This is a genomic window from Marinobacter oulmenensis (assembly GCF_014201735.1).
Classification (GTDB): Bacteria; Pseudomonadota; Gammaproteobacteria; order Pseudomonadales; family Oleiphilaceae; genus Marinobacter; species Marinobacter oulmenensis.
This window is the reverse complement of the sequence record NZ_JACHFE010000004.1, coordinates 219,851-245,671: the sequence shown is the minus strand read 5'-3', so window position 1 is coordinate 245,671 and position 25,821 is coordinate 219,851. Positions and strand designations below refer to the sequence as shown.

General features: G+C 60.7%; 19 protein-coding genes and 1 pseudogene. 7 read left to right on the top strand and 13 right to left on the bottom strand.

The genetic code is table 11. The features are described 5' to 3' along the window. Positions 1-21 precede the first annotated feature (21 nt). The 4 genes from HNR38_RS09400 to HNR38_RS09385 all read left to right on the top strand — a co-directional run bounded on the left by HNR38_RS09400 (position 22) and on the right by HNR38_RS09385 (position 6,860). Complete coding sequence (locus HNR38_RS09400; protein ID WP_183702763.1) at positions 22-3,120, top strand: autotransporter domain-containing protein; 3,099 nt, start codon at positions 22-24, stop codon at positions 3,118-3,120. Between the two features lie 199 nt (positions 3,121-3,319). Then, complete coding sequence (locus tag HNR38_RS09395) at positions 3,320-4,468, top strand: HlyD family secretion protein (protein WP_183702747.1); 1,149 nt, start codon at positions 3,320-3,322, stop codon at positions 4,466-4,468. A gap of 59 nt (positions 4,469-4,527) precedes the next feature. Continuing rightward, positions 4,528-6,021: a DHA2 family efflux MFS transporter permease subunit gene (locus tag HNR38_RS09390; protein WP_183703358.1), complete on the top strand. Its 1,494-nt coding sequence runs from the start codon at positions 4,528-4,530 to the stop codon at positions 6,019-6,021. Between the two features lie 92 nt (positions 6,022-6,113). Next, entirely contained in the window at positions 6,114-6,860 is a 747-nt protein-coding gene (locus tag HNR38_RS09385; protein ID WP_183702744.1) for a GntR family transcriptional regulator, read from the top strand. A 38-nt stretch (positions 6,861-6,898) separates the two neighbouring features. Here the strand turns inward: HNR38_RS09385 and HNR38_RS09380 are convergent. The 3 genes and pseudogenes from HNR38_RS09380 to HNR38_RS09370 form a co-directional block, all read right to left on the bottom strand. After that, positions 6,899-8,358 (bottom strand): annotated as a pseudogene (locus tag HNR38_RS09380) (NCS1 family nucleobase:cation symporter-1). Between the two features lie 27 nt (positions 8,359-8,385). Next, positions 8,386-9,756, bottom strand: a complete 1,371-nt coding sequence (locus tag HNR38_RS09375; protein ID WP_183702741.1) for an NCS1 family transporter — start codon at positions 9,754-9,756, stop codon at positions 8,386-8,388. 121 nt (positions 9,757-9,877) lie between these two features. Continuing rightward, positions 9,878-10,627 (bottom strand): aspartate/glutamate racemase family protein, encoded by a 750-nt coding sequence (locus tag HNR38_RS09370; RefSeq protein WP_183702738.1) that lies wholly within the window; start codon positions 10,625-10,627, stop codon positions 9,878-9,880. Between the two features lie 278 nt (positions 10,628-10,905). Here HNR38_RS09370 and puuE point away from each other — a divergent pair, with 278 nt between their 5' ends. The 3 genes from puuE to HNR38_RS09355 are packed head-to-tail and all read left to right on the top strand — an operon-like array spanning position 10,906 to position 13,197. Then, a complete protein-coding gene (puuE, locus tag HNR38_RS09365) occupies positions 10,906-11,835 on the top strand; it encodes an allantoinase PuuE (protein ID WP_246362602.1) in 930 nt (309 codons plus the stop codon). Between the two features lie 2 nt (positions 11,836-11,837). After that, positions 11,838-12,686 carry a bifunctional allantoicase/(S)-ureidoglycine aminohydrolase gene (locus HNR38_RS09360; RefSeq protein WP_183703355.1) on the top strand — a complete coding sequence of 283 codons (849 nt, stop codon included), beginning with the start codon at positions 11,838-11,840 and terminating at the stop codon, positions 12,684-12,686. A gap of 22 nt (positions 12,687-12,708) precedes the next feature. After that, complete coding sequence (locus HNR38_RS09355) at positions 12,709-13,197, top strand: ureidoglycolate lyase (protein ID WP_183702733.1); 489 nt, start codon at positions 12,709-12,711, stop codon at positions 13,195-13,197. A gap of 4 nt (positions 13,198-13,201) precedes the next feature. Here the strand turns inward: HNR38_RS09355 and HNR38_RS09350 are convergent, their stop codons facing one another. The 10 genes from HNR38_RS09350 to HNR38_RS09305 form a co-directional block, all read right to left on the bottom strand. Next, positions 13,202-14,887 carry an AMP-binding protein gene (locus tag HNR38_RS09350; protein ID WP_183702730.1) on the bottom strand — a complete coding sequence of 562 codons (1,686 nt, stop codon included), beginning with the start codon at positions 14,885-14,887 and terminating at the stop codon, positions 13,202-13,204. 54 nt (positions 14,888-14,941) lie between these two features. Beyond that, entirely contained in the window at positions 14,942-15,517 is a 576-nt protein-coding gene (locus HNR38_RS09345) for a peroxidase-related enzyme (protein WP_183702727.1), read from the bottom strand. Positions 15,518-15,666: 149 nt separating this feature from the next. Then, positions 15,667-16,575: a hydroxymethylglutaryl-CoA lyase gene (locus HNR38_RS09340; RefSeq protein WP_183702724.1), complete on the bottom strand. Its 909-nt coding sequence runs from the start codon at positions 16,573-16,575 to the stop codon at positions 15,667-15,669. After that, entirely contained in the window at positions 16,575-18,563 is a 1,989-nt protein-coding gene (locus HNR38_RS09335) for an acetyl/propionyl/methylcrotonyl-CoA carboxylase subunit alpha (protein WP_183702721.1), read from the bottom strand. Before HNR38_RS09335 ends, HNR38_RS09340 begins: the two co-directional genes overlap by 1 nt. After that, a complete protein-coding gene (locus HNR38_RS09330; protein WP_183702718.1) occupies positions 18,563-19,372 on the bottom strand; it encodes an enoyl-CoA hydratase-related protein in 810 nt (269 codons plus the stop codon). The genes HNR38_RS09335 and HNR38_RS09330 overlap by 1 nt, the downstream gene beginning before the upstream one ends. 15 nt (positions 19,373-19,387) lie before the next feature. Beyond that, complete coding sequence (locus HNR38_RS09325) at positions 19,388-20,995, bottom strand: carboxyl transferase domain-containing protein (RefSeq protein ID WP_183702715.1); 1,608 nt, start codon at positions 20,993-20,995, stop codon at positions 19,388-19,390. A 188-nt stretch (positions 20,996-21,183) separates the two neighbouring features. Further along, positions 21,184-22,350, bottom strand: coding sequence for an isovaleryl-CoA dehydrogenase (locus HNR38_RS09320; RefSeq protein ID WP_183702712.1), 1,167 nt, complete (start codon positions 22,348-22,350; stop codon positions 21,184-21,186). 43 nt (positions 22,351-22,393) lie between these two features. Next, positions 22,394-22,837: a MerR family transcriptional regulator gene (locus tag HNR38_RS09315; protein WP_183702709.1), complete on the bottom strand. Its 444-nt coding sequence runs from the start codon at positions 22,835-22,837 to the stop codon at positions 22,394-22,396. A gap of 185 nt (positions 22,838-23,022) precedes the next feature. Continuing rightward, positions 23,023-24,612, bottom strand: a complete 1,590-nt coding sequence (locus HNR38_RS09310) for a fatty acyl-CoA synthetase (RefSeq protein WP_183702706.1) — start codon at positions 24,610-24,612, stop codon at positions 23,023-23,025. 123 nt (positions 24,613-24,735) lie between these two features. Continuing rightward, a complete protein-coding gene (locus tag HNR38_RS09305) occupies positions 24,736-25,752 on the bottom strand; it encodes an AraC family transcriptional regulator (RefSeq protein ID WP_183702703.1) in 1,017 nt (338 codons plus the stop codon). Between the last annotated feature and the right edge of the window lie 69 nt (positions 25,753-25,821).

The following is a 25,821-nucleotide window of genomic DNA, read 5'->3' as shown; positions in this document are numbered from 1 at the left end:
TGAGTCTTAGGAGAGTAGTCCATGAACCATGTATACAGGGTGGTATTTAACCGGAGGCAGGGCCGTTACCAGGCGGTATCGGAACTGGCCACCGGCAGGCGGAAAAGTGCCGGTGGCAGCCGGCGGGTGGCGGGCGTGGCGGCGATTGTGGCGGTTTTGGGTGCCTCACCTGCCTTTGCCGCCGAAATCGACATCACGACCAGTTCGGGGACGGATGGCGCAAACCCCGGTGAGTCAGGCACAGCGGCTTACGGGGCGATCACGACCGACGGTGATACCTATAACCTGGGTGGAAGCGATACGCTGACGGGAGGGAGTGGTGCTAAAGGCGCTCAGGCTACCGTAGCGCAGACCACCGGGGGAACGGGGGGGGCCGGGGGTGATGGGCTTCTGGTAAATGGTGGAAGCAATGTCTTCAACTTGGGGGGAGCGATCACAGGTGGTGCTGGCGGAGCAGGGGGAGACGCGCCAGCCTCCCAGTTTTATGCCGGTAGCGCGGGGGCCGCAGGCAGCGGCCTTCGAGTGGAGGGCTCTGATAACCAATACGAAATTACGGGCAGTGTCACCGGTGGGCGCGGGGGCACGGGCGGATATGGAGTAAATGCGCGCAATGGCGGCGTGGGTGCTGCAGCTGTTCTGCTTAATGGGACCGGTAATACCGTCAGCGTTAATGGCGGCACGCTAACCGGTGGAGATGGCGGTGACCGGGGAAGTACGGTGCGTGCCGGTGGCATGGGTGGCAGCGCCGTTCAATTCAATGGCAGCAATAACCGTTTAATCACCAATAGCGCTCTCAGTGGCGGCAGTGCGGGTGTTGGTGGTGCTACGCAATCCAATGCCATTCAGATAAATGGCGAGGGTAATACGGTCGAGTTGCGTGACGGCTACACCTTCAGTGGTGATGTGGTTGTCCAGTCGGGAACTCATACCCTGGCTCTCGGGGGAACCACGACGAGCGGCAGTTTTGATGTCTCTCGTTTAACCGCTTCCGAGCAAAACGGAGACGGCGTCACGCAGTTTGTGGGGTTTTCGACCCTTGAAAAGGCCGGTTCAGGGACCTGGACCCTCTCAGGGACGCGTGGTGATTCAAATGCCACGTTGATATCGGGCGGTACATTAGTTGGTTCTATCGACTCTCTGGGTAATGGCGATATTGAAAACAACGGGACTCTGGACGTTTCACAGGTGTCCGCAGGTACTTATACCGGTGATGTAACCGGTACCGGCTCTCTGACCAAGTCTGGCGCCGGGACACTGGCTCTGACGGGGGCTAATACGCATAGCGGAGGCACCACCATCAGTGCCGGCACTCTGGCTATCGGTAACGGCGGTACGACCGGTTCACTGAGCGGTGACGTGCTGAATAACAGTGCCCTGGCGTTCAATCGCAGTAATGATCTGACCTTTGCCGGCGATATCAGTGGTACCGGTAGCCTGACCCAGGCAGGCAGTGGGCTTCTGGAACTGACGGGTGCGAGTACCTATTCCGGAACAACCGATGTTGATGCCGGAACACTCGCGGTGAACGGCTCGCTGGCGAACAGCCAAGTGGCGGTAAATAACGGCGGTACCCTGATGGGGGCCGGCACTATTGGTGGGCTGGATCTTGCCAGCGGCGGCACCTTGGCACCGGGCAACAGTATCGACACGCTGACCGTGGATGGCGACGTCACCTTTGAGTCCGGCTCGGTCTTTGAGGTGGAAGTTGAAGCTGGCGGTACCAGTGATGTGCTGGCGGCCACCGGCACAGCCACTATCAACGGCGGCGATGTCGCGGTCCAGGCCAGTGAGAGCGGTACCTGGTCGCAGACAACCAGCTTCAGCATTCTGACCGCGGATGGTGGCGTCAGTGGCGAGTTTGATGGCGTTACCTCCAACCTTGCGTTCCTGACGCCAACCCTGAGTTATAACACCAACAGCGTGGACCTGACGCTGGAGAGGAACGACGTCTCATTTTCCGACATGGGCCGCAATGCCCCGGAGACAGCGGTCGCCGGAGCGCTTCAGGCTATTTACCAGGAGGATTCTTCGGCCCTGGACGGCTTTTTCCCCGAGTTCCTCGGGATGTCTGATGCGCAAGCTGAGCGGGCAATACAGACCCTTAACGGCAGCAGCCTGGCGTCTCTGTCCAGAACCATCGGCATGCGGCAATCGTCGCCCGTGTTCCAGCACTTTATCCAGAGTGCGGGAGCATCGATGGTCGGGAGTGCTTCAGCGAAGCCTGTCTACCTGGCGTCGACGGACAACAGTGTGACTACCTCCGCTGTCGACGCTGTCAACAGTCAGGGCCGGCCAGACTATGGGTTGTGGCTGGAGACCTCCGGCATTCGCGGGGATGTTGATGCCAGCCGGCAGAACTACGGCTATGACACGGAAACCGAGTCCGTGTCAGTGGGTTTTGATTTCAGGCTCCCTCACGCGTTCGTGGGCGGCGTTGCGCTGTCACAACTGAGCACCGATGTCGAATTCGATACCGTAAACGACGATCAGGAGATGGATCAGACCTTCCTGACCCTGTCACTGCAACAACAGAGGGCAAGGCTGCGTGTGAGCGGTCTGGTTTCCTACGGCCGGAGCGACATTGACACCCGCCGTCGCATTGAACTGGCCGGGAGCACCCGATCAGCCAGAGGTGAGACGGATGGCTCCGAACTCTACGCCTATGCCGAAGCCGCTTACGATATCGAGCATAAAGGACTCGTCTGGCAGCCGGTTGTTGGTCTGTCTGCGGCGGATGTAACCGTGGATGGCTTTTCGGAGACCGGGGCCGGCAGTTTGAACCTCTCGGTGGAAGAGCAGGACCGGACCAGCGTGAAGTCCCGACTGGGTGGTCGAGCCCGGTTTGAGTCGCTTTCCAGCCCGTTCGCTGTGGAGTTATCGGCTTTCTGGAACCATGAGTTTGCCGACTCTGATAACGCCGTATCCATGCACTTCCGTGAGCAGCCGACAACGGTCTATACCGTCGAGGACGGCGATCGTGAACGGGATTCCCTGGAATGGGGCGCGTCGGGTGAGTACTACCTGAATGACTACGCCACACTGACTGCGAGGATCGGTGGCTCCCAGTCCAGCCATGCAAGCTGGCTGGGTGGTGCCCTCGGCGTCAGCGTTAACTGGTAATAAGCCGGGGCTCTGGCCCCGGACATGATCCAGAAGGACAGGGCCTGGCCCTGTCCTGCCTCCTCTCCCTTCTTATTCTCCATTGATGCATCCGGCCTCTGCGGCAATCCACAATGTTCTTTCACTCTTACGATTAGCATGCTTATAATATGTCACCTTGCCAGAGGTGATAACAAAGACAAGCCTGCAGGAAACACAGATGATAGAAGACAACAGGAACCCTCCCGTTACCCCTCCGTCTCGCCGCATCCTGGGACGAACCTCCATTCGATTGGTATTGCTGGTGTTTGTCCCCCTGCTGATTCTGGTGGGTTCCGGGGTGATCTATCTGCTGGGTGGCCGCTATGAGGACACTGAAAATGCCTATGTGCGCGCAGACATGGTTTCGGTGGTGCCCGAAGTATCGGGTGTTATTACCCGGGTATCGGTTGAGGAAAACCAGGTCGTGGGGGAGGGAGCACTCCTGTTCCGGATTGACTCGGAGCGATATCGCATTGCCGCCAGGCAGGCGGAAGCCGAACTGGCCGACGTTCGTACCCGGATAGAAACCCTGAAAGCCCAGTACCGTGAGCAGGAAGAGCAGCTGAAAACCGCCCGCAGCAACCTTGCCTTTGCCCGGCGGGAGTACCAGCGTCAGGTGGAGTTGTCGCCCAGCCACGCGGTGTCGGATTCGGTGCTGGATCGCTATAGTCATGATGAGGAACTCGCCAGGCAGGCTGTAGTGCAGGCCGCCAGGGCACTGGAGCGTCTGAAAGCCGGGCTGGCCGGAGAGCCGGATATCGCGGTGACCGAGCATCCGATGTACCGGGAGGCTGAGGCATCGCTGGCTGCCGCCCGCAAGGACCTGGACGATACCCGTGTGACTGCGCGTTTTGCTGGCATTGCGTCAAAGACGCCGGTGGTGGGGCAGTACGTCGGGCCCGGCCATGCGGCCATGAGCCTCGTGGCCACGGACCGGGTATGGGTTGAGGCAAACCTCAAGGAAACCCAACTGACCCATGTTCGCGAAGGTCAGCCGGTCGCGATTGAGGTGGACGCCTACCCGGATCAGGAACTGTCTGGCCATGTGGCCAGCATTGCCGGGGCGACCGGCTCCGAGTTTTCGGTGCTGCCCGCCCAGAACGCCACCGGTAACTGGGTCAAGGTTGTGCAGCGCGTCCCGGTGCGGATTGAGCTGGATACAGTGCCGGAGTCTACCCGCCTTCGGTCCGGCATGAGTGTCACCGTGGAGATCGACACCGGCTGGCATCATCGTGGCCCCGGGGTACTGTCATCAGCCACGGACTGGGTCCGCGGGCTCGTTGGAAGCGCGACAGCGGCTGATGGGGCGCCGGGGGCGGGTCAGTGAGTGATCAGGCCAGTAAGTCCGGCGCCGGGCTGAATCGGGCGTTAATCACTGTCTCCATCATGATGGCCACCATCATGCAGACGGTCGACACCACCATTGCCAATGTGGCCCTGCCCAATATGCAGGGCAGTATGTCGGCCACCTCGGAGCAGATTTCCTGGGTGCTGACCTCCTACATCGTGGCCGCTGCCATCATGACGCCGATGACCGGCTTTCTGTCCGGCCGTATCGGTCGCAAGCGGCTGTTCCTGATCTCTGTGGCCGGCTTTACCGTTACCTCCGTGCTTTGTGGGCTGGCGGTGTCACTGGAGCAGATTGTGCTGTTCCGGTTGTTGCAGGGTATTTTCGGCGCTGGCCTTGTGCCCCTGTCACAATCGGTTCTGCTGGACACCTTCCCCCGGGAGAAGCACGGTTCCGCCATGGCGCTCTGGGGCGTCGGTGTGATGGTAGGGCCGATCATCGGACCCACGCTAGGCGGGTACCTGACCGAGTATTACAACTGGCGCTGGGTGTTTTTCATCAACCTGCCGGTGGGCATTCTGGCGCTGGTCGGCATGATGCTTTTTGTACCGGAGACCGAGAAGGTCCGTCGCCGGTTCGATCTTTTCGGTTTTGCCCTGCTGTCTCTGGCGATTGGTGCCCTGCAGTTGATGCTTGACCGCGGGCAGAGCCTGGACTGGTTCTCGTCCGCCGAAATTATTGTGGAATCGATGGTCGCTGCCCTCTGTTTCTACATGTTCGTGGCCCACATGATGACCGCCCGTGAGCCGTTTCTGGAGCCCGGCCTGTTTCGGGACCGGAACCTGCTGATTGGCCTGGTGTTCATTTTTATTCTGGGTGTGGTCCTCCTGGCGACACTGGCCTTGCTGCCACCGTTCCTGCAAAACCTGATGGGCTATCCGGTGATTACCACCGGGGAACTGTTGGCCCCGCGAGGTGTCGGCAGCATGGTGTCCATGCTGGTTGTCGGCCGGCTGGTCAATCGTGTGGATGTTCGGCTCCTCGTGGGCATTGGTCTGGGACTGACGGCGCTTTCATTGTTCGACATGGCGCAGTTCAACCTGAATGTAGCCCCGGCGGACCTGATCCGCACCGGCATTATCCAGGGCCTGGGCTTGGGGCTGGTGTTTGTGCCGTTGAGTACCATTACCTTCTCCACGCTGGATCCGCGCTACCGTACCGAGGGCACCGCCATGTACAGCCTGATGCGCAATATCGGCAGCAGTATCGGGATATCGGTGATGGTGGCGCTGGCGGCGAGGCACACCCAGACCAACCATGCCGTTCTTGGTGAGCAGCTGACCCTGTTCCGGGACCCGGTCACTGCATTCATGGGAGAGCAGGGCCTGGGCCTGGCCCGGGATCAGACGCTGGCTCTCCTCAATCAGGAGTTGACCAGGCAGGCGACCACCATCGGTTACCTGAACGATTTCCGTCTGATGGCGTGGGTCACCCTGGCCGCCATTCCGTTAATTATCTTCTTCCGGACCCACAAGCCTGAGCTGGCGAATACGGCGAAAGAGGAGGCCGAAGCCGTGCCTGCAGAGGCCTGAGCGAACTGAGGTAACGTCATGCAGTCGCCGTTGCATACACGGAACGTATACAATGGGTGGGTAAACCGGTTTAACCAGCAGCGGAGTCGCCAATGAGTCGGAGTTCGGCAGTGCCAGAGTCCTCCAGGGAGCAGGAACAGAACCCGTCGTCACGATCGAGAAAGAAAAAGGGCCTGGATGCGGTTTATCGGTCGGTAGCGGATGCGATCATTGAGCACCGCCTCAAGCCCGGCGCCCGCTTGAGGGAAGATGCACTGGCCGAGGTGTTTGGTATCAGCCGGACGGGCGTGCGCAAGGTCCTGCAGCGCCTGGCAATGGAGCAACTGGTGACTCTGACGCCGCGCCGGGGCGCCAGCGTGACCCGGCCGTCGGTGGATGAGGCCAAAGATGTGTTTGAAGCGCGTCAGATGGTCGAGTGCGCGCTGATGGAAACCGCTGCCCGACGGGTCACCGCCGCCGAAATCCGGGAACTGCGCGAGATGGACCGTCAGGAACGGGAAGCGCTGCGCAGCGGCGAGCAGCGAATGGCCATCAAGCTCTCTGCTGCCTTTCATTCCCGTCTGGCCAGCCTTTCCGGTAACACCACGCTGGCGGATTTTGTCGGCCAGTTGTGCTCCCGTTCATCCCTGATACTGGCGGTCTACGGGAATTCCGGTCACCTGGGCTGTGAATCCCACGATCACGGGAAGCTGATTGATCTGATTGCCGAGGGGGAAGGCCGGAAGGCGAGTGACTTCATGGAGCGTCACCTCAAGTCGATCGAGGCGTCGCTGTCGATTGATGAGGACTCCGAAGAGACCCCGGACCTGAAAGATATTTTCCGGACGGCTGCCGATTGATTGCCCGCCCGGCGAAACCGGGCGGGCAATTTAATGGATCAGCTTTGTGCTTCTGCCGCTGCCAGGACTTTTCCAGACGGCATGAAGACCCGGTAGAACAGCCCGCCGAGTGCCGCACCAATCAGCCAGCCGTAGCCATCGAGACTGCTCAGCGCAGGCACCAGAACCGTCGCAATGGAAAACATCGCAGCCAGGGCAAACGCCATCAGGGCCCGGGTGTTCCAGCCGTTGACGTAGTGGTACTCGCTGTCCGCAGCTGAGGAGAACAGTTGCTGCATGTCGAGGTTCTGGCGCTTCACCAGGTAGTAGTCCACCACGATGATGCCGTAAAACGGTGCGAGGATCGCGCCCAGGGCATTGACGAACCCGGGCACCCCGATCTGACTGATCACCGATACCCAGAGACCGCCCACGAAGAACGCGATGATCGCGGTAATCAGGCCGCCCATGCGGAAGCTGATTCTGCTCGGGAACAGGTTGGCAAGATCGTAGGCCGGTGGGATGAAGTTGGCCACCAGGTTGATGCCGACCGTAGCCCCGAAGAAGGTCAGGGCAGCGATAATGGTCAGTGCCACTGAATCCACGCGTTCAACGATGGCGGTGGGGTTGGTCAGTGGTTCGCCAAACAGCACCAGGGTGCCGGCGGTGATGATCAGGGCAATGAACGAGAAGAAGGCCACGTTTAGTGGCAGGCCCAGCAGGTTGCCGAGTTTCATTTCTTTTTCACTGCGTACAAACCGGGAAAAATCGCCGAAGTTGATCACCACGGCCGCAAAGTAGGCCACCATGGTGCCCACGATCGCGACAAACGCGCCGACGGCACTGGTGGATTCCTCGCCGCTGTTGCTGAAGATCGAGCCCACGGCTGGCAGGAGCTGGTCGCCGGCTTTGGTCCAGACGATGACCATCAGCACCACCATGACCAGATAAACCAGGGGGCCGGCCCAGTTCAGGAACCGCTGGATGTGCTTGAGGCCCTTCCAGAAGATGGCAATCTGGAACACCCAGACGATCACGAACGACAGCCAGGCCACGCCGGACAGGCCCAGGAAGGTCTGGCCGTCACCGGTGCCGTAGAAGGTGCTGATCAGCAGGGTCACGGCCGTTGAGGCGAAATAGGTCTGAACCCGTACCAGAAAATGCCCACAATGCCCCGCAGCATGGCCGGGAAGTTGGCACCCCGCACCCCCATGCTGGCCCGGCTGAGTACCGGGAAGGGAATGCCGTATTTGACGCTGGGCCTGCCACTGAGGTTGACCAGGACCATGACGATGAAGCCGGCCAGGATGATGGCGCCCATCACGGCCCAGCCATTGAGGCCGTAACTCAGGAAAAGCGAGGCAGCCAGGGTGTAGCCGAACAGGCTCTGGATGTCGTTGGACCAGACATTAAAAATCTCAAACCAGCCCCACGAGCGTTTGCTATGCGGGATGGGACCCAGATCCTCGTTGTAGAGCGAGGGGTCGATCCGGCGAATATTCAGTTCACTGTCTTTCATGGGAGTCACCCGTTGGAATACGTTGAATCAGTGGGTGAAACGCTGGCAGGCGGGCCAGTGTTTCATCAGCAGGTAATAGCTGAGGCCGGCCGGAATCAGGCTGGCGTACCAGGACACCGCGGGGAAGCTGAAGGCGGCAATAACACCGATAACGGTGGCCACCAACGCCGCGTAGTTGACGCCCTGATAAGGCCCTTCCGGGTTGTACAACTGATCCAGAATGAGTTCACGACGGCGGATCAGGTAGTAATCGACCACCAGAATCGCAAAGATCGGGCCGAGGAACGCGGAGTAAGTCTGAACGAAGATCTGCAGCCCCTCGGCGGAGCCGTCCTTGACCAGTTCCCAGGGGAAGCTGGCAAACGCCAGAAGACCGACAATCACGGTCGCGGTCCGGAACTTCAGCTTGAACACATCCATCAGGACATAGGTCGGCGGCACCACGTTGTTCAGCACGTTGGTGGTGACCTGGGCGAAAGCGATGAACATCAGCGTGGTCATCAGCAGTGGGGTGTTGTCGACGGCGTTGGCGAAGACCTCAATCGGGTCCGCGATGCCGGTGGCTTCGGAGACCATGAAGCCGATCAGACCCATGAACAGGGTGCAGGGCAGAATGGACATGGAGTAGATGGTGGTCATCAGTCCCGGGCCGGTGCCGGGTTTGTGTTCCCGGGCATAGTCGCTGACGTTCAGGATCATGGTGCTGTAGATGCCCAGGAACAGCATGGTGGCACCCCAGAACGGCAGCCCCCAGGAGCCCTCCATGGTCAGCAGGTTGGCTGACAGTGCGTCGCCATAGCGCTCCACCGTGCTGTAAAACATGTACACCAGCGAGGCCAGGATGAAGGCGCTACCAATGTTTTCGAGCCATTTGATGCCCTGGAAGCCCATCACCGATAGCCCGATCTGCAGTAGCTGGAAGGCGACGAAAAAGAAAATCAGGTTGTCAAAACCGAACAGCGTGGCAGACACCATATTCAGAGCGCCGGCACCAATCCAGCTTTGAAAGCCGTACCAGACGATCGCCGGTACAGCCCGGACCAGGCCCGGCAGGCGTGTGCCTGAAAAGCCGAAGGCACTGCGGGCCTGAACCATGAACGGGATGCCGTACTTGTAGCCGGCGGCGCCATTGAGCGCCAGGGCAGCGCCGATGACAAAACAGCCAATGGCGATGGCCAGGGTCGCCTGGATCAGGTTCAGGGTGCCCACCACGCTTGATCCCATGGTGAAGGTGCCGATCGAAACGCAGCCACCAAACCAGGCCAGCAGGTAGGACACTCGTCCCATGATCCGGGTTTTCTGCGGGGCCAGGGACTCCTCCCCCAGTGCCTTGTGCGAATCAGCGTCTGACTCGGCGGCCCCGCTCTGGAACAGGGGTTGGGTTTGTTCGCTATTCATGAGGGGCCTCATCATCGTGTCTGTTCATTGTGCTCTCCGTTATCTCTGTTTTTTTAATGGCCTGATCGGTGGGGCCAGCCCTGGGCTGGCCCGCTTGCCGTCGGGTCTTTCTAGGTTTTGTTCATTGGTTTCTCAGGTGAGAAAGGTGTTCAAACTTTCCGGTAAACGGTTTTGGGCGCGGGAAGGCGAGATCCCCGTATTTGCTGGTACCCAGTTTCAGGCCGGCCACGGCTTCCGATAGTTTGACGGCTGCCGTAACCCCTTCGATCACTGGCAGGCCAATGGCATGGCTGATTTCGTCAGTCAGGTCCGCCATGCCGCCGCAGCCAAGCACGATCGCGCCAATGTTGTCTTCGTCCCGGGCCTTGCGGCACTCCTCAATCAGCCGGGACAGCGCCCTGTCGGCATCCTCTTCAAGATCCAGTACCGGTATCTCTGCTGCCCGGACCCGCCGGCAGTGATGGCTGAAGCCATAGGTTTCCAGCAGGTGCTCGGCAATGATTCCGGTACGGGCCAGGGTGGTGACGACGGAAAAGCGGGTGCTGACCAGGGTGGCCATATGGAACGCGGCCTCCGCGATGCCGATCACCGGGGCCCGGGTCAGCTCGCGGGCGGCCAGCAGGCCCGGATCACCAAAACAGGCGATGATGTAGGCGTCGGCCGGGTCATCGCTTTGTTCCGAGGCCATGACTTCCTCGGCGACGCCGACCGCACTGATCACTTCGTCAAAATGGCCTTCGATGGACACCGGGCCGCTGTCCGGTTGGGTGGCCGTGATCCGGGTGCCCGGAGCCGCGACGCGTGTTGCTGCCTCGGCAATGGTCCGGGTCATGGAGGCGGTGGTATTGGGGTTAATCGCGCGAATGTGCATGAATGTGGCCGATTCTCTTGGTGAACAATTCAATAGGTAATTGTACACAATGTAGAATGGTGGTCAGGTTTTTCGCAAGTTTTGATGGGCGAAAAATTCAGGAATGCAGGCTTGTTTTTTCTGATTATTGTTAGTAAACAGCATTTTATCCGACTATCTCTTTCGAGAATGTTTTTCGTTGGTACGAAATGATAAGTTTTAGTATACAATCGATGTCATTGTAGGTATTGGTACCTATAAGCAAGGTTTGAATCTGACAGAGGGCGTTTTCTATGGGTATGACGGCAGACTATCCCCGGGATCTGATTGGCTACGGCCGGGAATTGCCGGACGTTCGATGGCCGTGCCAGGCACGGGTAGCCGTTCAGTTTGTGCTCAACTACGAAGAGGGTGGTGAGAACTGTGTGCTCCATGGCGACAGCCACTCTGAGCGCTTTCTTTCGGAGATTGTCGGGGCGGAAGCGTTTCCCGACCGCCACATGAGCATGGAGTCCATCTATGAGTACGGTTCCCGGGTTGGTGTCTGGCGGATTCTGCGCGAATTTGAGCGGCGCAACCTGCCGCTGACCGTCTTTGGTGTTGCCATGGCTCTGCAGCGTCATCCCGAAGCGGCTCATGCATTCCGTGAACTGGGGCACGAGGTGGCCTGCCACGGCTGGCGCTGGATTCACTACCAGAATGTGCCGGAAGAGGTCGAACGGGAACATCTGCAGCGGGCACTGGCGATTTTCCAGGAACTCTACGGCGAGAAACCCATGGGTTGGTATACTGGCCGCGACAGCCCCAACACCCGCCGTCTTTTGCTGGATGAAGGGGGCTTCCTGTACGACAGCGACTATTACGGCGATGATCTGCCGTTCTGGACCCGCCAGAGTGACAGCCAGGGCGAGGTGCACAATCATCTGGTTGTGCCTTACACCATGGATACCAACGACATGCGGTTCGCCACGCCCCAGGGCTTCAATACGGGCGACCACTTCTTTGAGTACCTGCGTGATGCCTTTGACGTATTGTACGAGGAAGGCGCGGAGACGCCGCGCATGCTTTCCGTGGGACTGCACTGCCGACTGATCGGGCGGCCCGGCCGGTTCCGGGGCCTGCAGCGCTTCCTTGACCATATTGAGGCCCACGACCGTGTCTGGGTCACCCGGCGCATGGATATCGCACAGCACTGGGTACAAAACCATCCTATTGATACCGGGGAATAATGATGACCGACAAAGCCAATCAGCCAACCTATTACGCGCCTCATGGCGGGCATCCGCCCCAGACGCAGTTGTTAACGGACCGGGCTGTGTTCACCGAGGCGTATGCCGTCATTCCCAAGGGGGTGATGCGGGACATCGTAACCAGCCATCTGCCGTTCTGGGACAAGACTCGCCTGTGGGTGCTCTCGCGTCCTCTGTCCGGCTTCGCCGAGACCTTCTCCCAGTACATCATGGAGGTTTCCCCGGGAGGCGGTAGTGACAGGCCCGAGACCGATCCGGGTGCCGAAGCCGTGCTGTTTGTCGTGGAAGGTGAGATGACGCTCACCCTGGAAGGTGCCGAATACCGGATGACACCGGGCGGCTATGCCTTTATTCCGCCAGGCAGCAACTGGAAAGTGTGTAACACCGCCGAGCAGGCGGTACGCTTCCACTGGATCCGCAAAGCCTATGAATACGTTGAGGGCGTTGAGGTTCCTGAAGCGTTCGTGACCAACGAAGCGGATATCGAGCCGGGTGAAATGCCGGATACCAACGGCTGCTGGGCCACCACCCGCTTCGTGGACCAGAGCGACATGCGCCACGACATGCACGTGAACATCGTGACCTTCGAGCCGGGCGGCGTGATCCCGTTTGCCGAAACCCACGTCATGGAGCATGGCCTGTACGTGCTGGAGGGTAAGGGCGTCTACCTGCTCAACAAGGACTGGGTTGAGGTAGAGGCCGGCGATTACATGTGGCTCCGGGCCTTCTGCCCGCAGGCCTGTTATGCCGGTGGGCCGGGACGATTCCGGTACCTGCTGTACAAGGACGTTAACCGTCACATGAAACTGTCCGGGTTCACCGGTCGCTGATTTTGCCGGAGACAATGACATCATGCTGAATCTGAAAGCCCAGCCATTGACGCCGGAAGCCTTCGAGGATTTCGGGGAAGTGATTGATACCCGCGTGGCCAAGTCCTTTCCCATCAACGGAGGCAGGACCCAGCGATTCCACGATCTGGCCAGAGTAGAGGCCCTGGGCGACGGCGCCCGGCCCATGATAAGCATCTTCGTCAGCCAGCCGGTGACCATCCCGCTGGAGGTGGAGGGACTGGAGCGTCATCCACTGGGAAGCCAGGCCTTTATACCCATGCACGGGGAGCGCTTCGTGGTGGTGGTGGCACCGCCCGGAGAGCGGATTGAGCCGGAGAGTGTGCGGGCATTCGTGACCGACGGTGGTCAGGGCGTCAACTACCGTGCAGGCACCTGGCACGCCATCCACTCGGTTCTGGATCAGGAAGGGGAGTTTCTGGTGGTGGACCGGGGTGGCCCCGGCAACAATTGCGACGAGCACCCGCTGAAGGTGCTCGTCACACTGGACTGAGGGATTACTTCAGTCCCATTTCCTCGATTGAGATTTCCCGCATCTTGAATTTCTGGATCTTCCCGGTGACGGTCATCGGGAATTCATCCACGAACTTGTAGTTCCGCGGAATCTTGAAGTGGGCGATCTTGCCCTTGCAGAAGGCCTGCAGATCGTCGGCATTGACGGGCTCTGCATCCGGGCGCAGTTTCACCCAGGCAATCAGTTCCTCGCCGTATTTTTCATCCGGGATACCGGTGACCTGCACTTCCTCGATGGCCGGGTGGGTGTAGAGGAATTCCTCGATCTCCTTGGGATAGATGTTCTCGCCACCGCGGATCACCATGTCCTTGATGCGGCCGACAATCTGGATGTAGCCGTCTTCGTCCATGGTGGCCAGGTCGCCGGTGTGCATCCAGCCGCCGTCATCGATGGCTTCGCGGGTCTTTTCCTCGTTGTTCCAGTACTTGAGCATCACGCTGTAGCCGCGGGTGCAAAGTTCGCCAATTTCACCGCGGGGCAGCACATTGCCGGTGCCGGGGTCGACGATCTTCGATTCCAGGTGTGGCTGGGTGCGGCCCACCGTGGTGACCTGTTTCTCGAACGGATCGAGGGAGCTGGTCTGGGTCGACACCGGGCTGGTTTCGGTCATGCCGTAGGCAATCTGCACCTCTTTCATGTGCATCTTGCTGTTGACCTTTTTCATCACCTCGGCCGGGCAGATGGAGCCAGCCATGATGCCGGTGCGCAGGGTGGACAGGTCATAGCTTTCAAACTCGGGGTCCGCCAGTTCGGCGATGAACATGGTGGGGACGCCATACAGGGCCGTGGCCCGCTCCTGGTGGACCGCCTGCAGAACGGTTTTCGGGTCAAATCCTTCGCCCGGGTAGATCATGGCGGAACCGTGAGTGATGCACCCGAGGTTGCCCATCACCATACCGAAGCAGTGGTACAGGGGCACCGGGATCACCAGGCGGTCGTTTTCGGTCAGGCGCTGGCTCTCGCCGACAAAGTAACCATTGTTCAGGATGTTGTGGTGGGTCAGTGTGGCGCCCTTGGGGTTGCCGGTGGTGCCGGACGTGAACTGGATGTTGATGGCATCGTCGAACTGCAGTTCGCTCTGGCGCTTGGCCTGTTCCTCTTCCGAGACGTCGCTGTTGAAGGCCAGGAAGTCCTGCCAGGTCCACATGCCGTCGTGGCGTTCTTCGTGAACGTTAATCACCGCACGCAGTTCGGGCACGTTGTCGGCCTTGAGCTTGCCGGGAGCGCTGCGTTTCAGCTCCGGTGCCAGGTCGTAGACCATCTGGCGGTAGTTGGAGGTCTTGAAGCTGTCGGCGGTGACCAGGACACTGATGCCGGCCAGGTTCATGGCGTAATTGAGTTCGTGTACGCCGTAGGCCGGGTTGATGTTGACCAGGATGGCGCCAACCTTGGCGGTAGCAAACTGGGTGACGGTCCACTCGTAGCGGTTGGGGGACCAGATGCCCACCCGGTCGCCCCGCTTGACGCCGATGGCCATGAACGCCCGGGCGGCTTCGTTGACCTTGTCGACGAATTCCCGGTAGGTCCAGCGGATGTCCTGATGCAGGCACACCAGGGCTTCCTGATCCGGATACAGCTCGGCGGTGCGATCCAGCATGTCCCCGATGGTCATGCCCAGCAGGGGGGATTCGGCGGTGCCGCTGGTGTAGCTTGGTAGAGTCTTGCTCATGTCTCTGCCTCCGATTGTTTTTGTAGTTGAGGGCTGGCAAGCATTCGGGGCTTGCTAGCGACTCTGGCTGTGGTATTCAGGGTTGGGTTGCATATCGCTGGCGATCGCCACGCGGTTCGACATGTTGTAGAAGCCAATCAGGTTGCTCAGGTCCCAGATGGCGCGGTCGCTCAGGCCGGCATCGCGCAGGGTCTGGATATCCTGTTCCGTGGTGGTGGCGGGTGAGCGGGTCAGTTGGGATGCGAAATCGAGCATCGCCCGCTGGCGCTTGTCCAGGTTGGCGGTGCGGTAGTTCATCACCATGTGTTCACCCAGGGTCGGGTCGCCGCTGAGGACTCGAACCGCCGCGCCATGGGCCACCAGGCAGTAGAAGCATTTGTTCTCGGATGACACCACCACGGCGACCATTTCCCGCTCCAGCTTGGACAGTTCGCCTTCACCGAGCATGAGCTCGTTGTAGAGGCGGGTGAAGCCTTCAAGCTGTTTCAGGTTCTGGCTGTAGGCGGTGAGTACGTTCGGGATCATGCCGAGTTTTTCCTGGCAGATCTGGAAGTATTTTTGGGTGTCCTCCGGTAAATCACGGATCTCGGGGATCGGGAGGTCCAGGGCGACGATGTTGTTGTTACTCATTATTTGCTCCTAGCCTTCAGTTCAATATCGGGCGTAGCGGCGAGTGGGCACGACTGTCCGGGATACGCTGTGAATACGTCCCTGTACGCTCGACCAAAACATCCCTGTTTTGGACGATCCCGGACAGCCGTGCCCACTCCCCGCTCCTCTCATTGGCAGTTACCGCCCAGTGCCTGGCCGACTTTTGAGCCGTTATGGCGGTCCAGTTGGCCGCAGATCCAGTCTCCGGTGGCCACCAGTTTGTCCAGATCGACCCCGGTTGCGATACCCAGTCCGTTGAGCAGGTATAGCACGTCTTCGGTTGCCACGTTGCCGGAGGCGCCCCGGGCGTAGGGGCAGCCACCCAGGCCGGCGACCGAGGCGTCGATGACGGCTACGCCTTCTTCAAGCACGGCGTAGAGATTAGCCAGTGCCTGGCCGTAGGTGTCATGGAAATGGGCGGCCAGATGCGCCATCGGCACCTCGCGGGCAACGGCTTCAAGCATGCGCTTGGCTTTCAGGGGCGTGCCGACGCCGATGGTGTCGCCCAGGGAGATTTCATAGCAGCCCATGTCGTAAAGTGCTTTGGCCACCGTTGCCACCTGATCGGGTGCGATCTCGCCTTCATACGGACAGCCCAGGACCGTGGACACGTAGCCGCGCACCGGGATGCCGTACTTCCGGGCCTCTTCCACCACTGGCGCGAAGCGTTCGAGGCTTTCGGCGATGGTGCAGTTGATGTTCTTTCTGGTGAACGATTCCGACGCTGCGCCGAACACGGCCACTTCGTCAGCGCCCGCTGCCCGCGCGTTTTCAAAGCCCTTGAGGTTGGGCGTCAGGGCGGAATAGCGGACGCCGGGCCTGCGGGTGAGGCCGGCCATGACCTCGGTCGCATCACCCATCTGGGGCACCCATTTGGGGGAGACGAAACTGGCGGCCTCAATATGCCCCAGGCCGCAATCGGCCAGCCGGTCGATGAGGCCGGTCTTGATGTTGGTGGCGATGACCGGGCCGGGCTCGTTCTGGAGTCCATCCCGTGGGCTCATCTCCACCAGGCGGACCTGTTTCGGGAAAGCCATCAGTCTGCCTCCTCTGTGTCGATGGCAATCAGTTCAGCACCTTCGGCCACCTGATCACCCTCACCGTAGAAGATCTCGCTGACCACGCCATCGGCAGGGGCCTTGATGGCGTGTTCCATCTTCATGGCTTCCATGATCACCAGAGTGTCACCTGCTTTGACCCGGTCGCCTGCCTTGGCCTGGATAGCCACTACAGCGCCATTCATCGGGGCCGCCAGGCTGCCTTCGCCGGCCAGTTCCTCGAAGTCGTAGGTTTCGCGGTAGACGGTGCACTTGAAGGTGTCGCCCTCATAGAACAGCACCAGTTCGTCGTTATGCAGGTTGCCGTGCACGCTGAGCCGGTGGCCATTGATGACAGCCTGCAGGTAGTCATCATCCAGGCGGGCGTTCAGGTGGTAGACGCTGTCGCCCACGAAGACCTGGTAACGGTCATCCCGCTCCAGCAGCTTGAGCTCGTGTACCTCGTCGCCTACCTGCAGCTTCAGCGGCTGGGCATACTCGGAGTTCAGGCGCCAGCTGTTCTTGCGGCCGAACGGCGACCAGGGGTCTGCGGTGACCGGCTCTGCCGATTTGCGCTGTTCCAGCACAAAGCCAGCGGCCAGCACCAGGGCCTTGTCGGTATCCAGACGGGATTTCGGGAACAGCAGGTCACCGTGGCTGGCAATGAAATTGGTGGTCAGTTCGGCGGCCCGGAAAGGCTGGCTGTCCACCGCCGCATGCAGGAACCGGATGTTGGTCTTCAGGCCTGCAATCCGATACTGCTCCAGCGCCTGAACCATGCGATTGACGGCCTGGTCACGGCTCTCGTCCCAGACGATCAGTTTGGCGATCATCGGGTCGTAATGGATGCTGATCTCGTCGCCTTCGGTCACGCCGGTATCCACCCGGACGTGGGCGGATTCATCCGGCGTGCTCAGATAGCGCAGTGTGCCGGTGGCGGGCAGGAAGTCCTGGTCCGGGTCTTCGGCGTAGATGCGGGCTTCCACGGCATGGCCACGGGTTTTTACCTGTTCCTGCGCCAGCGGCAGGGTTTCGCCCCAGGCCACTTTCAGTTGCCACTCCACCAGATCCTGGCCGGTGACCATTTCGGTGACGGGGTGTTCCACCTGCAGGCGGGTGTTCATTTCCATGAAGAAGAAAGAGCCGTCCACGTCATACAGGAATTCGACCGTGCCGGCCCCGACGTAATTGATGGCCTTGGCAGCCCGCACCGCGGCTTCGCCCATGGCTTTTCGGGTGTCTTCGCTCAGGCCCGGCGCCGGTGCTTCTTCCAGCACTTTCTGATGCCGGCGCTGCACGGAGCAGTCCCGTTCGGCCAGATAGATGCCGTTGCCGTGCTGGTCACAGAACACCTGGATTTCCACATGGCGGGGCTGGGTCAGGTAGCGTTCGATCAGCATGTCCGGGTTGCCGAAGGCATTTTTCGCCTCGCGCTGGGCGGCGGCCAGGGCATCGTCGAATTCGCTCATGCGCTCGACCACACGCATGCCTTTGCCGCCGCCACCGGCGACGGCTTTGAGCAGCAGCGGGAAGCCGCACTTTTCGGCCTCGGCCCGCAGCAGGTCCGGTGACTGGTCGTCACCGTGATAACCGGGAACCAGCGGCACGCCGGCCTTTTCCATAATGGCCTTGGCCGCGGACTTGGAGCCCATGGCGGCAATGGCGGAGGAAGGCGGGCCGATGAAGGCGATGCCATTGGCTTCGCAGGCCTCGGCGAAATCGGTGTTTTCGGACAGGAAGCCATAACCGGGGTGTACCGCCTGGGCGCCGCTTTGCCGGGCCACCTCGATGATCTTGTCACCGCGCAGGTAGCTGTCGGCGCTGGCGGCGGGGCCGATGTGGAAGGCCTCGTCGGCCATGGCCACATGGCGGGCACTGGCGTCAGCATCGGAGTAGACCGCAACGCAGCGGATGCCCATGCGGTGTGCGGTCTGGATAACCCGGCAGGCGATTTCGCCCCGGTTGGCGATTAGGATTTTGCTAAACATTATGAGTTGTCCTCCGGTACCCAGTTGGCCTTTCGTTTGTTCAGGAAGGCGCCAAGCCCCTCCTGTCCTTCCTTACCCACCCGGATATCCGCGATGCGGTGTGCCGTGTCGTCAATCACTTCCTCATCAATGGGCTTGTGGCTGACGGCAAATACCAGGTCCTTGGCGGCTTTCATGGCCTCGGGTCCGTTCATGGCCAGTTGTGCGAGCATGTCGTTGCAGCGGGCTTCCATGTCATCGACATCATCACAGACGATGTGTACAAGGCCGTATTCCTGAGCCTGCTGTGCGGTGAACACTTCGGCGGAGATGAAGTAACGGCGGGCCTGGCGTTCGCCGATGGCCCTGACAACATAGGGGCTGATGACCGCGGGGATCAGCCCCAGCTTGACCTCACTGAGGCAGAAACTGGCCTTTTCCGTTGCCAGTACGATGTCACAGCAGGCGGCCAGGCCGACGGCGCCGCCAAAGGCCGCTCCCTGAACCAGACCGATCACCGGTTTGGACAGGTGGTTGAGCACGTTCATCAGCCGGGCCAGTTGCCGGGAGTCGTCCAGGTTTTCCTGGCGGGTGTTGTCGGCCATCCGCCGCATCCAGCCCAGATCCGCTCCGGCCGAGAAGTGCCGGCCTTCGGAGCGGAGGATGACAATCCGGGTATCGTCGTCTGCGTCCACCCGGGTCAGGGCGTCGATCAGTTGCTGGATGATGAGGTCGTCAAAGGCGTTGCGCTTGTCCGGGCGGTTGAGGATCACTTCGGTGATGCCTTCGCTCCGGTTGTTCAGCCGCACGGCATTTTCCTGTTCTGTCATGACTCGGCTCCCTGATTACATGCGGAACACGCCAAAGCGCGTGGGCTTGGCGGGCCGGTTTAGGGTGGCTGACAGGCTCAGGGCGACCACTTCGCGGGTCTGTGCCGGGTCGATGACACCGTCGTCCCAGAGCCGGCCACTGGCGTAGTAGGGGTGGCCCTGGTGCTCGTATTTCTCGGTGATCGGTTTCTTGAATTCGGCCTCTTCCTCTTCGCTCCAGGTCTGGCCTTTACGTTCCATGCCTTCGCGGCGTACCTGTGCCAGTACGCCGGCGGCCTGCTCGCCCCCCATCACGGAGATGCGGGCGTTGGGCCACATCCACAGGAAGTCCGGGCTGTAGGCCCGGCCACACATGCCATAGTTGCCGGCACCGTAACTGCCACCGATCAGTACGGTGATCTTCGGTACCTCGGCGCAGGCTACAGCCATGACCATTTTGGCACCGTGCTTGGCGATGCCTTCGGCCTCGTGTTTCTGGCCGACCATGAAACCGGTGATGTTCTGCAGGAACAGCAGTGGAATGTTGCGCTGGCAGCACAGTTCTATGAAGTGCGCGCCTTTCTGGGCGGACTCGCTGAACAGGATGCCGTTGTTGGCAATGATACCGACCGGGTAGCCGTGGATATGGGCAAAGCCGGTGACCAGGGTCTGGCCGTAGTAGCGTTTGAATTCGTCGAACTCGGAACCATCGACGATGCGGGCAATGACGTCACGCACATCGAACTGTTTGCGCAGGTCGGTGCCGACGATGCCGTAGATTTCTTCACTGTCATACAGGGGGGCTTTGGGCTTCTGGACCTCAACCGGCACGGGTTTGCGGCGGTTGAGGTTGGCTACGCTGCGCCGGGCGATCTCCAGGGCGTGGGCGTCGTTTTCCGCGTAATGGTCGGCGACACCGGAGACCTTGCAGTGGACGTCAGCGCCCCCCAGGTCCTCGGCACTGACTACTTCGCCGGTGGCGGCTTTCACCAGGGGCGGGCCGGCCAGGAAGATGGTGCCCTGGTTGCGCACAATGATGGATTCGTCGGCCATGGCCGGAACGTAAGCACCGCCGGCGGTGCACAGGCCCATGACCACGGCAATCTGCGGAATGTCGTCGGCGGACATGCGGGCCTGGTTGTAGAAGATGCGACCGAAGTGGTCCCGGTCCGGGAAGACTTCGTCCTGCTGGGGCAGGTTGGCGCCGCCGGAATCGACCAGGTAGATGCACGGCAGGCGGTTAGCCATGGCGATTTCCTGGGCCCGCAGGTGCTTCTTGACCGTCAGCGGGTAGTAAGTGCCGCCTTTAACCGTGGCGTCGTTGGCAATGATCATGCATTCGGTGCCACTGACGCGACCGATTCCGGCGACCACGCCGGCGGCCGGCACTTCTTCGTCATAGACGTTGTAGGCGGCAAACTGACCGATTTCGAGGAAGGGGGAGCCTTCGTCGAGCAGTCGGTTGATGCGTTCACGGGGCAGCAGCTTGCCCCGGTCAGTGTGGCGCTTCTGGTAGGAAGGGCCGCCGCCCTGATGGATCTTGTCGACTTTTTCCCGGAGGTCTTTGACCGCGTCCGCCATGGCCTGGTGGTTAACCTGGAATTCGTCGGACCTCGGGTTGATTTTGCTTTGGAGTATGGTCATTTTCCCTGCCTTCTATTCGGGGGCATTCGGGGCGCTCGGTTCTGGTGGGGGCGCGCTTTCCGGGAGACGCTACGAGCACATCCCTGTGCGCTTGACTGTGGCCGTCCATGGCCACAGACACTCCCGGAAAGAGCACCCCCACCAGCCCCTCGTCATACATTGGGTGCTGGTTTCCGCGCTTCAGCGTCTTACTTGTTCAGGAACAGCTCGCGCCCGATCAGCATGCGGCGGATTTCGGACGTGCCCGCACCGATTTCGTAGAGCTTGGCGTCCCGCAGCAGGCGGCCGGTCGGGTACTCGTTGATGTAGCCGTTGCCGCCCAGCAGCTGGATGGCATCCAGGGCCAGCTTGGTGGCCATTTCGGCCGAGTAGAGGATGGCGCCGGCGGCGTCCTTGCGGGTGGTTTCGCCCCGGTCGGCGGACTGGGCCACCATATAGACGTAGGATTTGGCGGTGTTCATCCAGGTGTACATGTCTGCCACTTTGCCCTGGACCAGTTCGAACTCGCCGATGGCCTGGCCGAACTGTTTGCGTTCGCGGATGTAGGGAACCACCACGTCCATGGCGGCCTGCATGATGCCCAGCGGGCCACCGGAGAGCACCAGGCGTTCGTAGTCCAGGCCGCTCATCAGTACGCGAGCGCCATTGCCTACGCCGCCCAGGACGTTCTCCTTGGGCACCTTGCAGTCCTCGAACACCAGCTCACAGGTGTTGGAGCCGCGCATACCCAGCTTGTCGAGTTTCTGGTGGCGGCTGAAGCCGGGGTAGTCACGCTCGACAATAAACGCGGTAACGCCCTTGGAATCGGCGGAGGTGTCGGTCTTGGCGTAGATCACATAGGTGTTGGCATCCGGACCGTTGGTAATCCACATCTTGTTGCCGTTGAGCAGGTAGTGGTCACCGGCGTCTTTGGCGGTCAGTTTCATGGAGATGACGTCGGAGCCGGCGTTGGGCTCGGACATGGCCAGGGCACCCACGTGCTCGCCGCTGACGAGTTTTGGCAGGTACTTCTGTTTCTGTTCCTCGGAGCCGTTGCGGTGAATCTGGTTCACGCACAGGTTGGAGTGGGCACCGTAGGACAGGCCAACGGAGGCGGAGGCCCGGCTGATTTCTTCCATGGCGATTACGTGCGCCAGGTAGCCCATGTCGGATCCGCCGTATTCTTCTTTCACGGTAATACCCAGCAGGCCCATATCGCCCATTTTCCGCCAGAGGTCCATGGGGAACTCGTTGTTGCGGTCGATTTCCTCGGCGCGGGGGGCGATTTCCGATGCGGCGAAGCTGTTGATCTGCTCTCGCAGCATGTCCAGGGTTTCGCCCAGTCCGAAATTGAGCTCTGAGTATTGTGATTTCATTGTTGGCTACCTTTTTTCTCGGAACTTGGTTGTCTGGTGGTCGTCAGCCCTCGCCGACGACCTCTCCGTCTTTTGTCGCTGCCTGCCGACGCTGTTTCTTGCGTTCCAGTTCGGCCAGGGCTTCACGGCAGCGGGCCTCGGCGGTGTCCATTTCCATCTCCGCCTGGGCAATGTCGTTTTTCTGCTGCTCCAGTTGCTGGCGCCGGTCCGTGAGGATCTCGAGCATTTTCAGCAGCTGTTTCTCGTTACCGGTCGGGGTTTCATCCCACAGGTCGAAAAGCTCCTTGGTCTCGGCCAGGGTGAAGCCCATGCGCTTGCCCCGGAGGATGAGCTTCAGGCGTACCCGGTCCTTGGTGCTGAAAATCCGGGTCTGTCCACGCCGGGTGGGGCGCAGCAGTCCCTGATCCTCGTAGAAGCGAATGCTCCGGGTGGTGACGTCGAACTCCTGAGCCAGTTCGCTGATTGTGAATGTGCGTTTTTCGACCATGACCCTATCCTTTTTGCTCAAGGTTAGATGAAGTTTACGTAAACGTAAAGGGTGTTTTGTTCCAAGAATCGTAAAAGGTAACGGATATGGTAACAGAGGCGATGTGCCGGCGTTGGCGGTAAGGTGAGATCGGTGACGGGGCGGCTCCTCCCGCCGGAGCAGGACGCTACGGCGGGAGGGCAGGCTCAGGCTTCAGAGTGTGGGAAGGCCTGGCGCAGTTTGCGCTTGAGCAGTTTGCCGGCGCTGTTCTTGGGAAGCGCCTCGATGAACTGGATGTGCTTGGGCACCTTGAAGGCGGCCAGCCGGGTGCGGGCGTGTTCCAGGAGCTCGTTGGCATCCTGGGGGTGCCCGTCTCTGACGACCACGACGGCGCAGATGGCCTCGATCCATTTCTCGTCGGGCACACCGATGACGGCAACTTCTGCCACGGCGGGGTGCTGATACAGTGCTTCCTCCACATCCCGGCTGGCCACCAGAACGCCGCCGGTGTTCACGACGTCCTTGATCCGGTCGACGATGTAGAGGTAACCGGCTTCATCCTGGTAACCCAGATCGCCGGAGTGGAACCAGCCGTTCCGGAAGGCTTCGTCAGTGGCACCGGGTTTGTCCCAGTAGCCCACCATGAGCTGTGGCGATCGGTGCACCAGTTCGCCCTGTTCACCGGGTGGACAGTCCTCGCCGCTGACGGGATCGACGATGCGGGTCTGCACTGTTTGCAGTGGCCGGCCAGCCGAGGTGGGGCGGTCCCGATGCTCCTCAGGTCGCAGGACGGTGGCCAGCGGCCCAATTTCACTCTGGCCATAGCAGTTGTAGAGGCCGGCGTTGGGTAGCTGTTCGCTCAGTTGCTGTACCACCTGGCCGGGCATGATGGAGGCCCCGTAGTAGATTTTGGTCAGGTGCTGGAGTCTTTCCGGAGCAAACTCCGGGTAGTGCAACAGGGAGATCCAGACCGTCGGGGGTGCGAAGGAGGCATTGAGCTGTTCGCTGGTCAGCAGGCCGAGTATCGCCTCGGGTGTCGGGGTGCTGATCAGGCGGGTGTAACCGCCGGTCAGCAGCATGGGCATCATGAATACGTGCATCTGTGCCGAATGGTACAGCGGCAATGCTGCCAGGCAGCGGTCCGTCGGCAGGATATCCAGGTGATACTGGGCAGCGGCGTATTCGGTCAGCAGGGAGCGGTGGGTGTGCATCGCGCCCTTCGGGTCGGAAGTGGTGCCGGAGGTGTAAAGGATCTGCACCACGTCGGTGTCGGCCAGTTCCAGTTCCGGTGGCGTGTCATCGCCCTCGGCCCGGGCCATGGTCAGTATGTCGGTCTGGTGGGCTTCGCCGTGCAGCGGCACGCGGATGTCAAAGCAGACCTGGTCGGCCACGGCGTCCACCTGCGAGGTGAGCCCGGTATCGTAAAACAGCGCGCTGGCGCCGGACTGGTTCAGTACATAGGCCAGTTCGTGTTCGACCAGTGCGTAGTTCACCGGAACATGGATCAGGCCGGCTTTCGCGCAGGCCAGCCAGAGCAGGATGTAGGCATCGGAGTTTTTGCCATAGGCTGCGACCCTGTCACCCGGGGTCAGGCCAAGGTCCAGCAGGCGGTGAGCAAGCCGGTTGCTCGCCTGCTCGATCCCGGCAAAGCTCCATTCCCGGTCGGCGAAGGCCAGGGCCGTCTGCTCACCATGGGTTGCGGCCGATCGGGCCATGGCATCGCCAATGGTGTTTCTTCTGGCCCGCTGAATGCCGGCACTGGCCGTGAGTCCAGCTTGGCGTGCTGAGTCTGGCATGGGTCACCTCGTCTGTTTGTTGTTATTTCCCTGTGCCAGTCATTAATGCAGAGCCTGAGGATTGACGGGAATGACCGGTCCGGTCGAAAAAATTGTCTCAAACCGCCAGGGCGGTGCCCCGGGTTAGTGGTTTCGGCTCTGGAGCCAGCGGGCAGGGGAGGTGCCGGTCCAGCGCTTGAACGCCCGGCAGAAGGAAGCCGTTTCCGCAAAACCTACGCGCTCACCCACGTCGGCGATGCTGAGGTTTTCCCGTACCAGCAGGCGCAGGGCGTGTTCCCGGCGCAGGGATTCCTTGATCCGCCGCAGGGAGGTGCCTTCTTCCTGGAGTTTCCGGCCGATGCTGCGCGGGGTCATGTGAAGCTGGTCACCCAGGGCGTCCAGCCCGGGCATATCCCGGTAGTCGTAGCGGGCGAGCAACGACCGCACGCGGGTGCGCAGGGTCTCGTCCTGGCTGGGCCGGTGCAGGATGTAAGCCGGTGCCGCCTGCAGGAACTGCGTCAGTTCTTCTTCGCTGCGCACGATGGGCAACTGCAGATACCGCCGGTGCATGTAAAAGCCGCATACCGGGGCTTCGAAGTCGAGTTCGCCGGGGTACATGGCCCGGTATTCCCGGGCGTGGGACGGAGGGGCGTAATTGAACTGGGTGCGGGCGAAGGGGATCTGCTGGTCCACCAGCCAGCATGCCAGCCGCTCCCACATCAGCAGCAGGAATTCCTGTAGCAGGTGATCGGTGTCGTTGCAGGCGTCCCGGAGGTTGAGCCGGAAAAAGACCAGTCGATCACTGTCAGCCGGCTCCTCAAGCTCAATGTCCAGGTTTGCGCAGATAATCCGGTAGAAGCGGGCACTTTTGCGCAGCACCGCGCCAAGCGTGGCGGAATCCAGGCAGTACTCGCACATGAGCGCAAAGGTGCCGTTGCGGCAGGGGCTGGAGGATAGCCCCAGAAACTCGTCGCGGGTGGCTCGCCAGACCGCTTTGACCAGTGCGGTCAGTTGCGCCTCGGTGATCAGTTGGCCAGGGCGGTTCAGCCAGTTTTCGGGAATGTCCGCCCGGGCCAGCAGTTCACTGGCCCGGTGACCCTGGCGCTCAGCACCACGAACGGTGGCCTGCAGGTAGTGGTTGGCGATGTGGGCCTTGGCCATGACGGGTCCGGGCAGATGCGTAAAGGGTCAATTATTTCGGCAGGAAGGGTCATTCCCGCCCCGAAAAGT

Bases quoted from the DNA above. Each gene is read 5' to 3' on its own strand.
- HNR38_RS09400 (WP_183702763.1), top strand. From the start codon at position 22: ATGAACCATGTATACAGGGTGGTATTTAACCGGAGGCAGGGCCGTTAC.
- HNR38_RS09395 (WP_183702747.1), top strand. From the start codon at position 3,320: ATGATAGAAGACAACAGGAACCCTCCCGTTACCCCTCCGTCTCGCCGC.
- HNR38_RS09390 (WP_183703358.1), top strand. From the start codon at position 4,528: ATGATGGCCACCATCATGCAGACGGTCGACACCACCATTGCCAATGTG.
- HNR38_RS09385 (WP_183702744.1), top strand. From the start codon at position 6,114: ATGAGTCGGAGTTCGGCAGTGCCAGAGTCCTCCAGGGAGCAGGAACAG.
- HNR38_RS09375 (WP_183702741.1), bottom strand. From the start codon at position 9,756: ATGAATAGCGAACAAACCCAACCCCTGTTCCAGAGCGGGGCCGCCGAG.
- HNR38_RS09370 (WP_183702738.1), bottom strand. From the start codon at position 10,627: ATGCACATTCGCGCGATTAACCCCAATACCACCGCCTCCATGACCCGG.
- puuE (WP_246362602.1), top strand. From the start codon at position 10,906: ATGACGGCAGACTATCCCCGGGATCTGATTGGCTACGGCCGGGAATTG.
- HNR38_RS09360 (WP_183703355.1), top strand. From the start codon at position 11,838: ATGACCGACAAAGCCAATCAGCCAACCTATTACGCGCCTCATGGCGGG.
- HNR38_RS09355 (WP_183702733.1), top strand. From the start codon at position 12,709: ATGCTGAATCTGAAAGCCCAGCCATTGACGCCGGAAGCCTTCGAGGAT.
- HNR38_RS09350 (WP_183702730.1), bottom strand. From the start codon at position 14,887: ATGAGCAAGACTCTACCAAGCTACACCAGCGGCACCGCCGAATCCCCC.
- HNR38_RS09345 (WP_183702727.1), bottom strand. From the start codon at position 15,517: ATGAGTAACAACAACATCGTCGCCCTGGACCTCCCGATCCCCGAGATC.
- HNR38_RS09340 (WP_183702724.1), bottom strand. From the start codon at position 16,575: ATGGCTTTCCCGAAACAGGTCCGCCTGGTGGAGATGAGCCCACGGGAT.
- HNR38_RS09335 (WP_183702721.1), bottom strand. From the start codon at position 18,563: ATGTTTAGCAAAATCCTAATCGCCAACCGGGGCGAAATCGCCTGCCGG.
- HNR38_RS09330 (WP_183702718.1), bottom strand. From the start codon at position 19,372: ATGACAGAACAGGAAAATGCCGTGCGGCTGAACAACCGGAGCGAAGGC.
- HNR38_RS09325 (WP_183702715.1), bottom strand. From the start codon at position 20,995: ATGACCATACTCCAAAGCAAAATCAACCCGAGGTCCGACGAATTCCAG.
- HNR38_RS09320 (WP_183702712.1), bottom strand. From the start codon at position 22,350: ATGAAATCACAATACTCAGAGCTCAATTTCGGACTGGGCGAAACCCTG.
- HNR38_RS09315 (WP_183702709.1), bottom strand. From the start codon at position 22,837: ATGGTCGAAAAACGCACATTCACAATCAGCGAACTGGCTCAGGAGTTC.
- HNR38_RS09310 (WP_183702706.1), bottom strand. From the start codon at position 24,612: ATGCCAGACTCAGCACGCCAAGCTGGACTCACGGCCAGTGCCGGCATT.
- HNR38_RS09305 (WP_183702703.1), bottom strand. From the start codon at position 25,752: ATGGCCAAGGCCCACATCGCCAACCACTACCTGCAGGCCACCGTTCGT.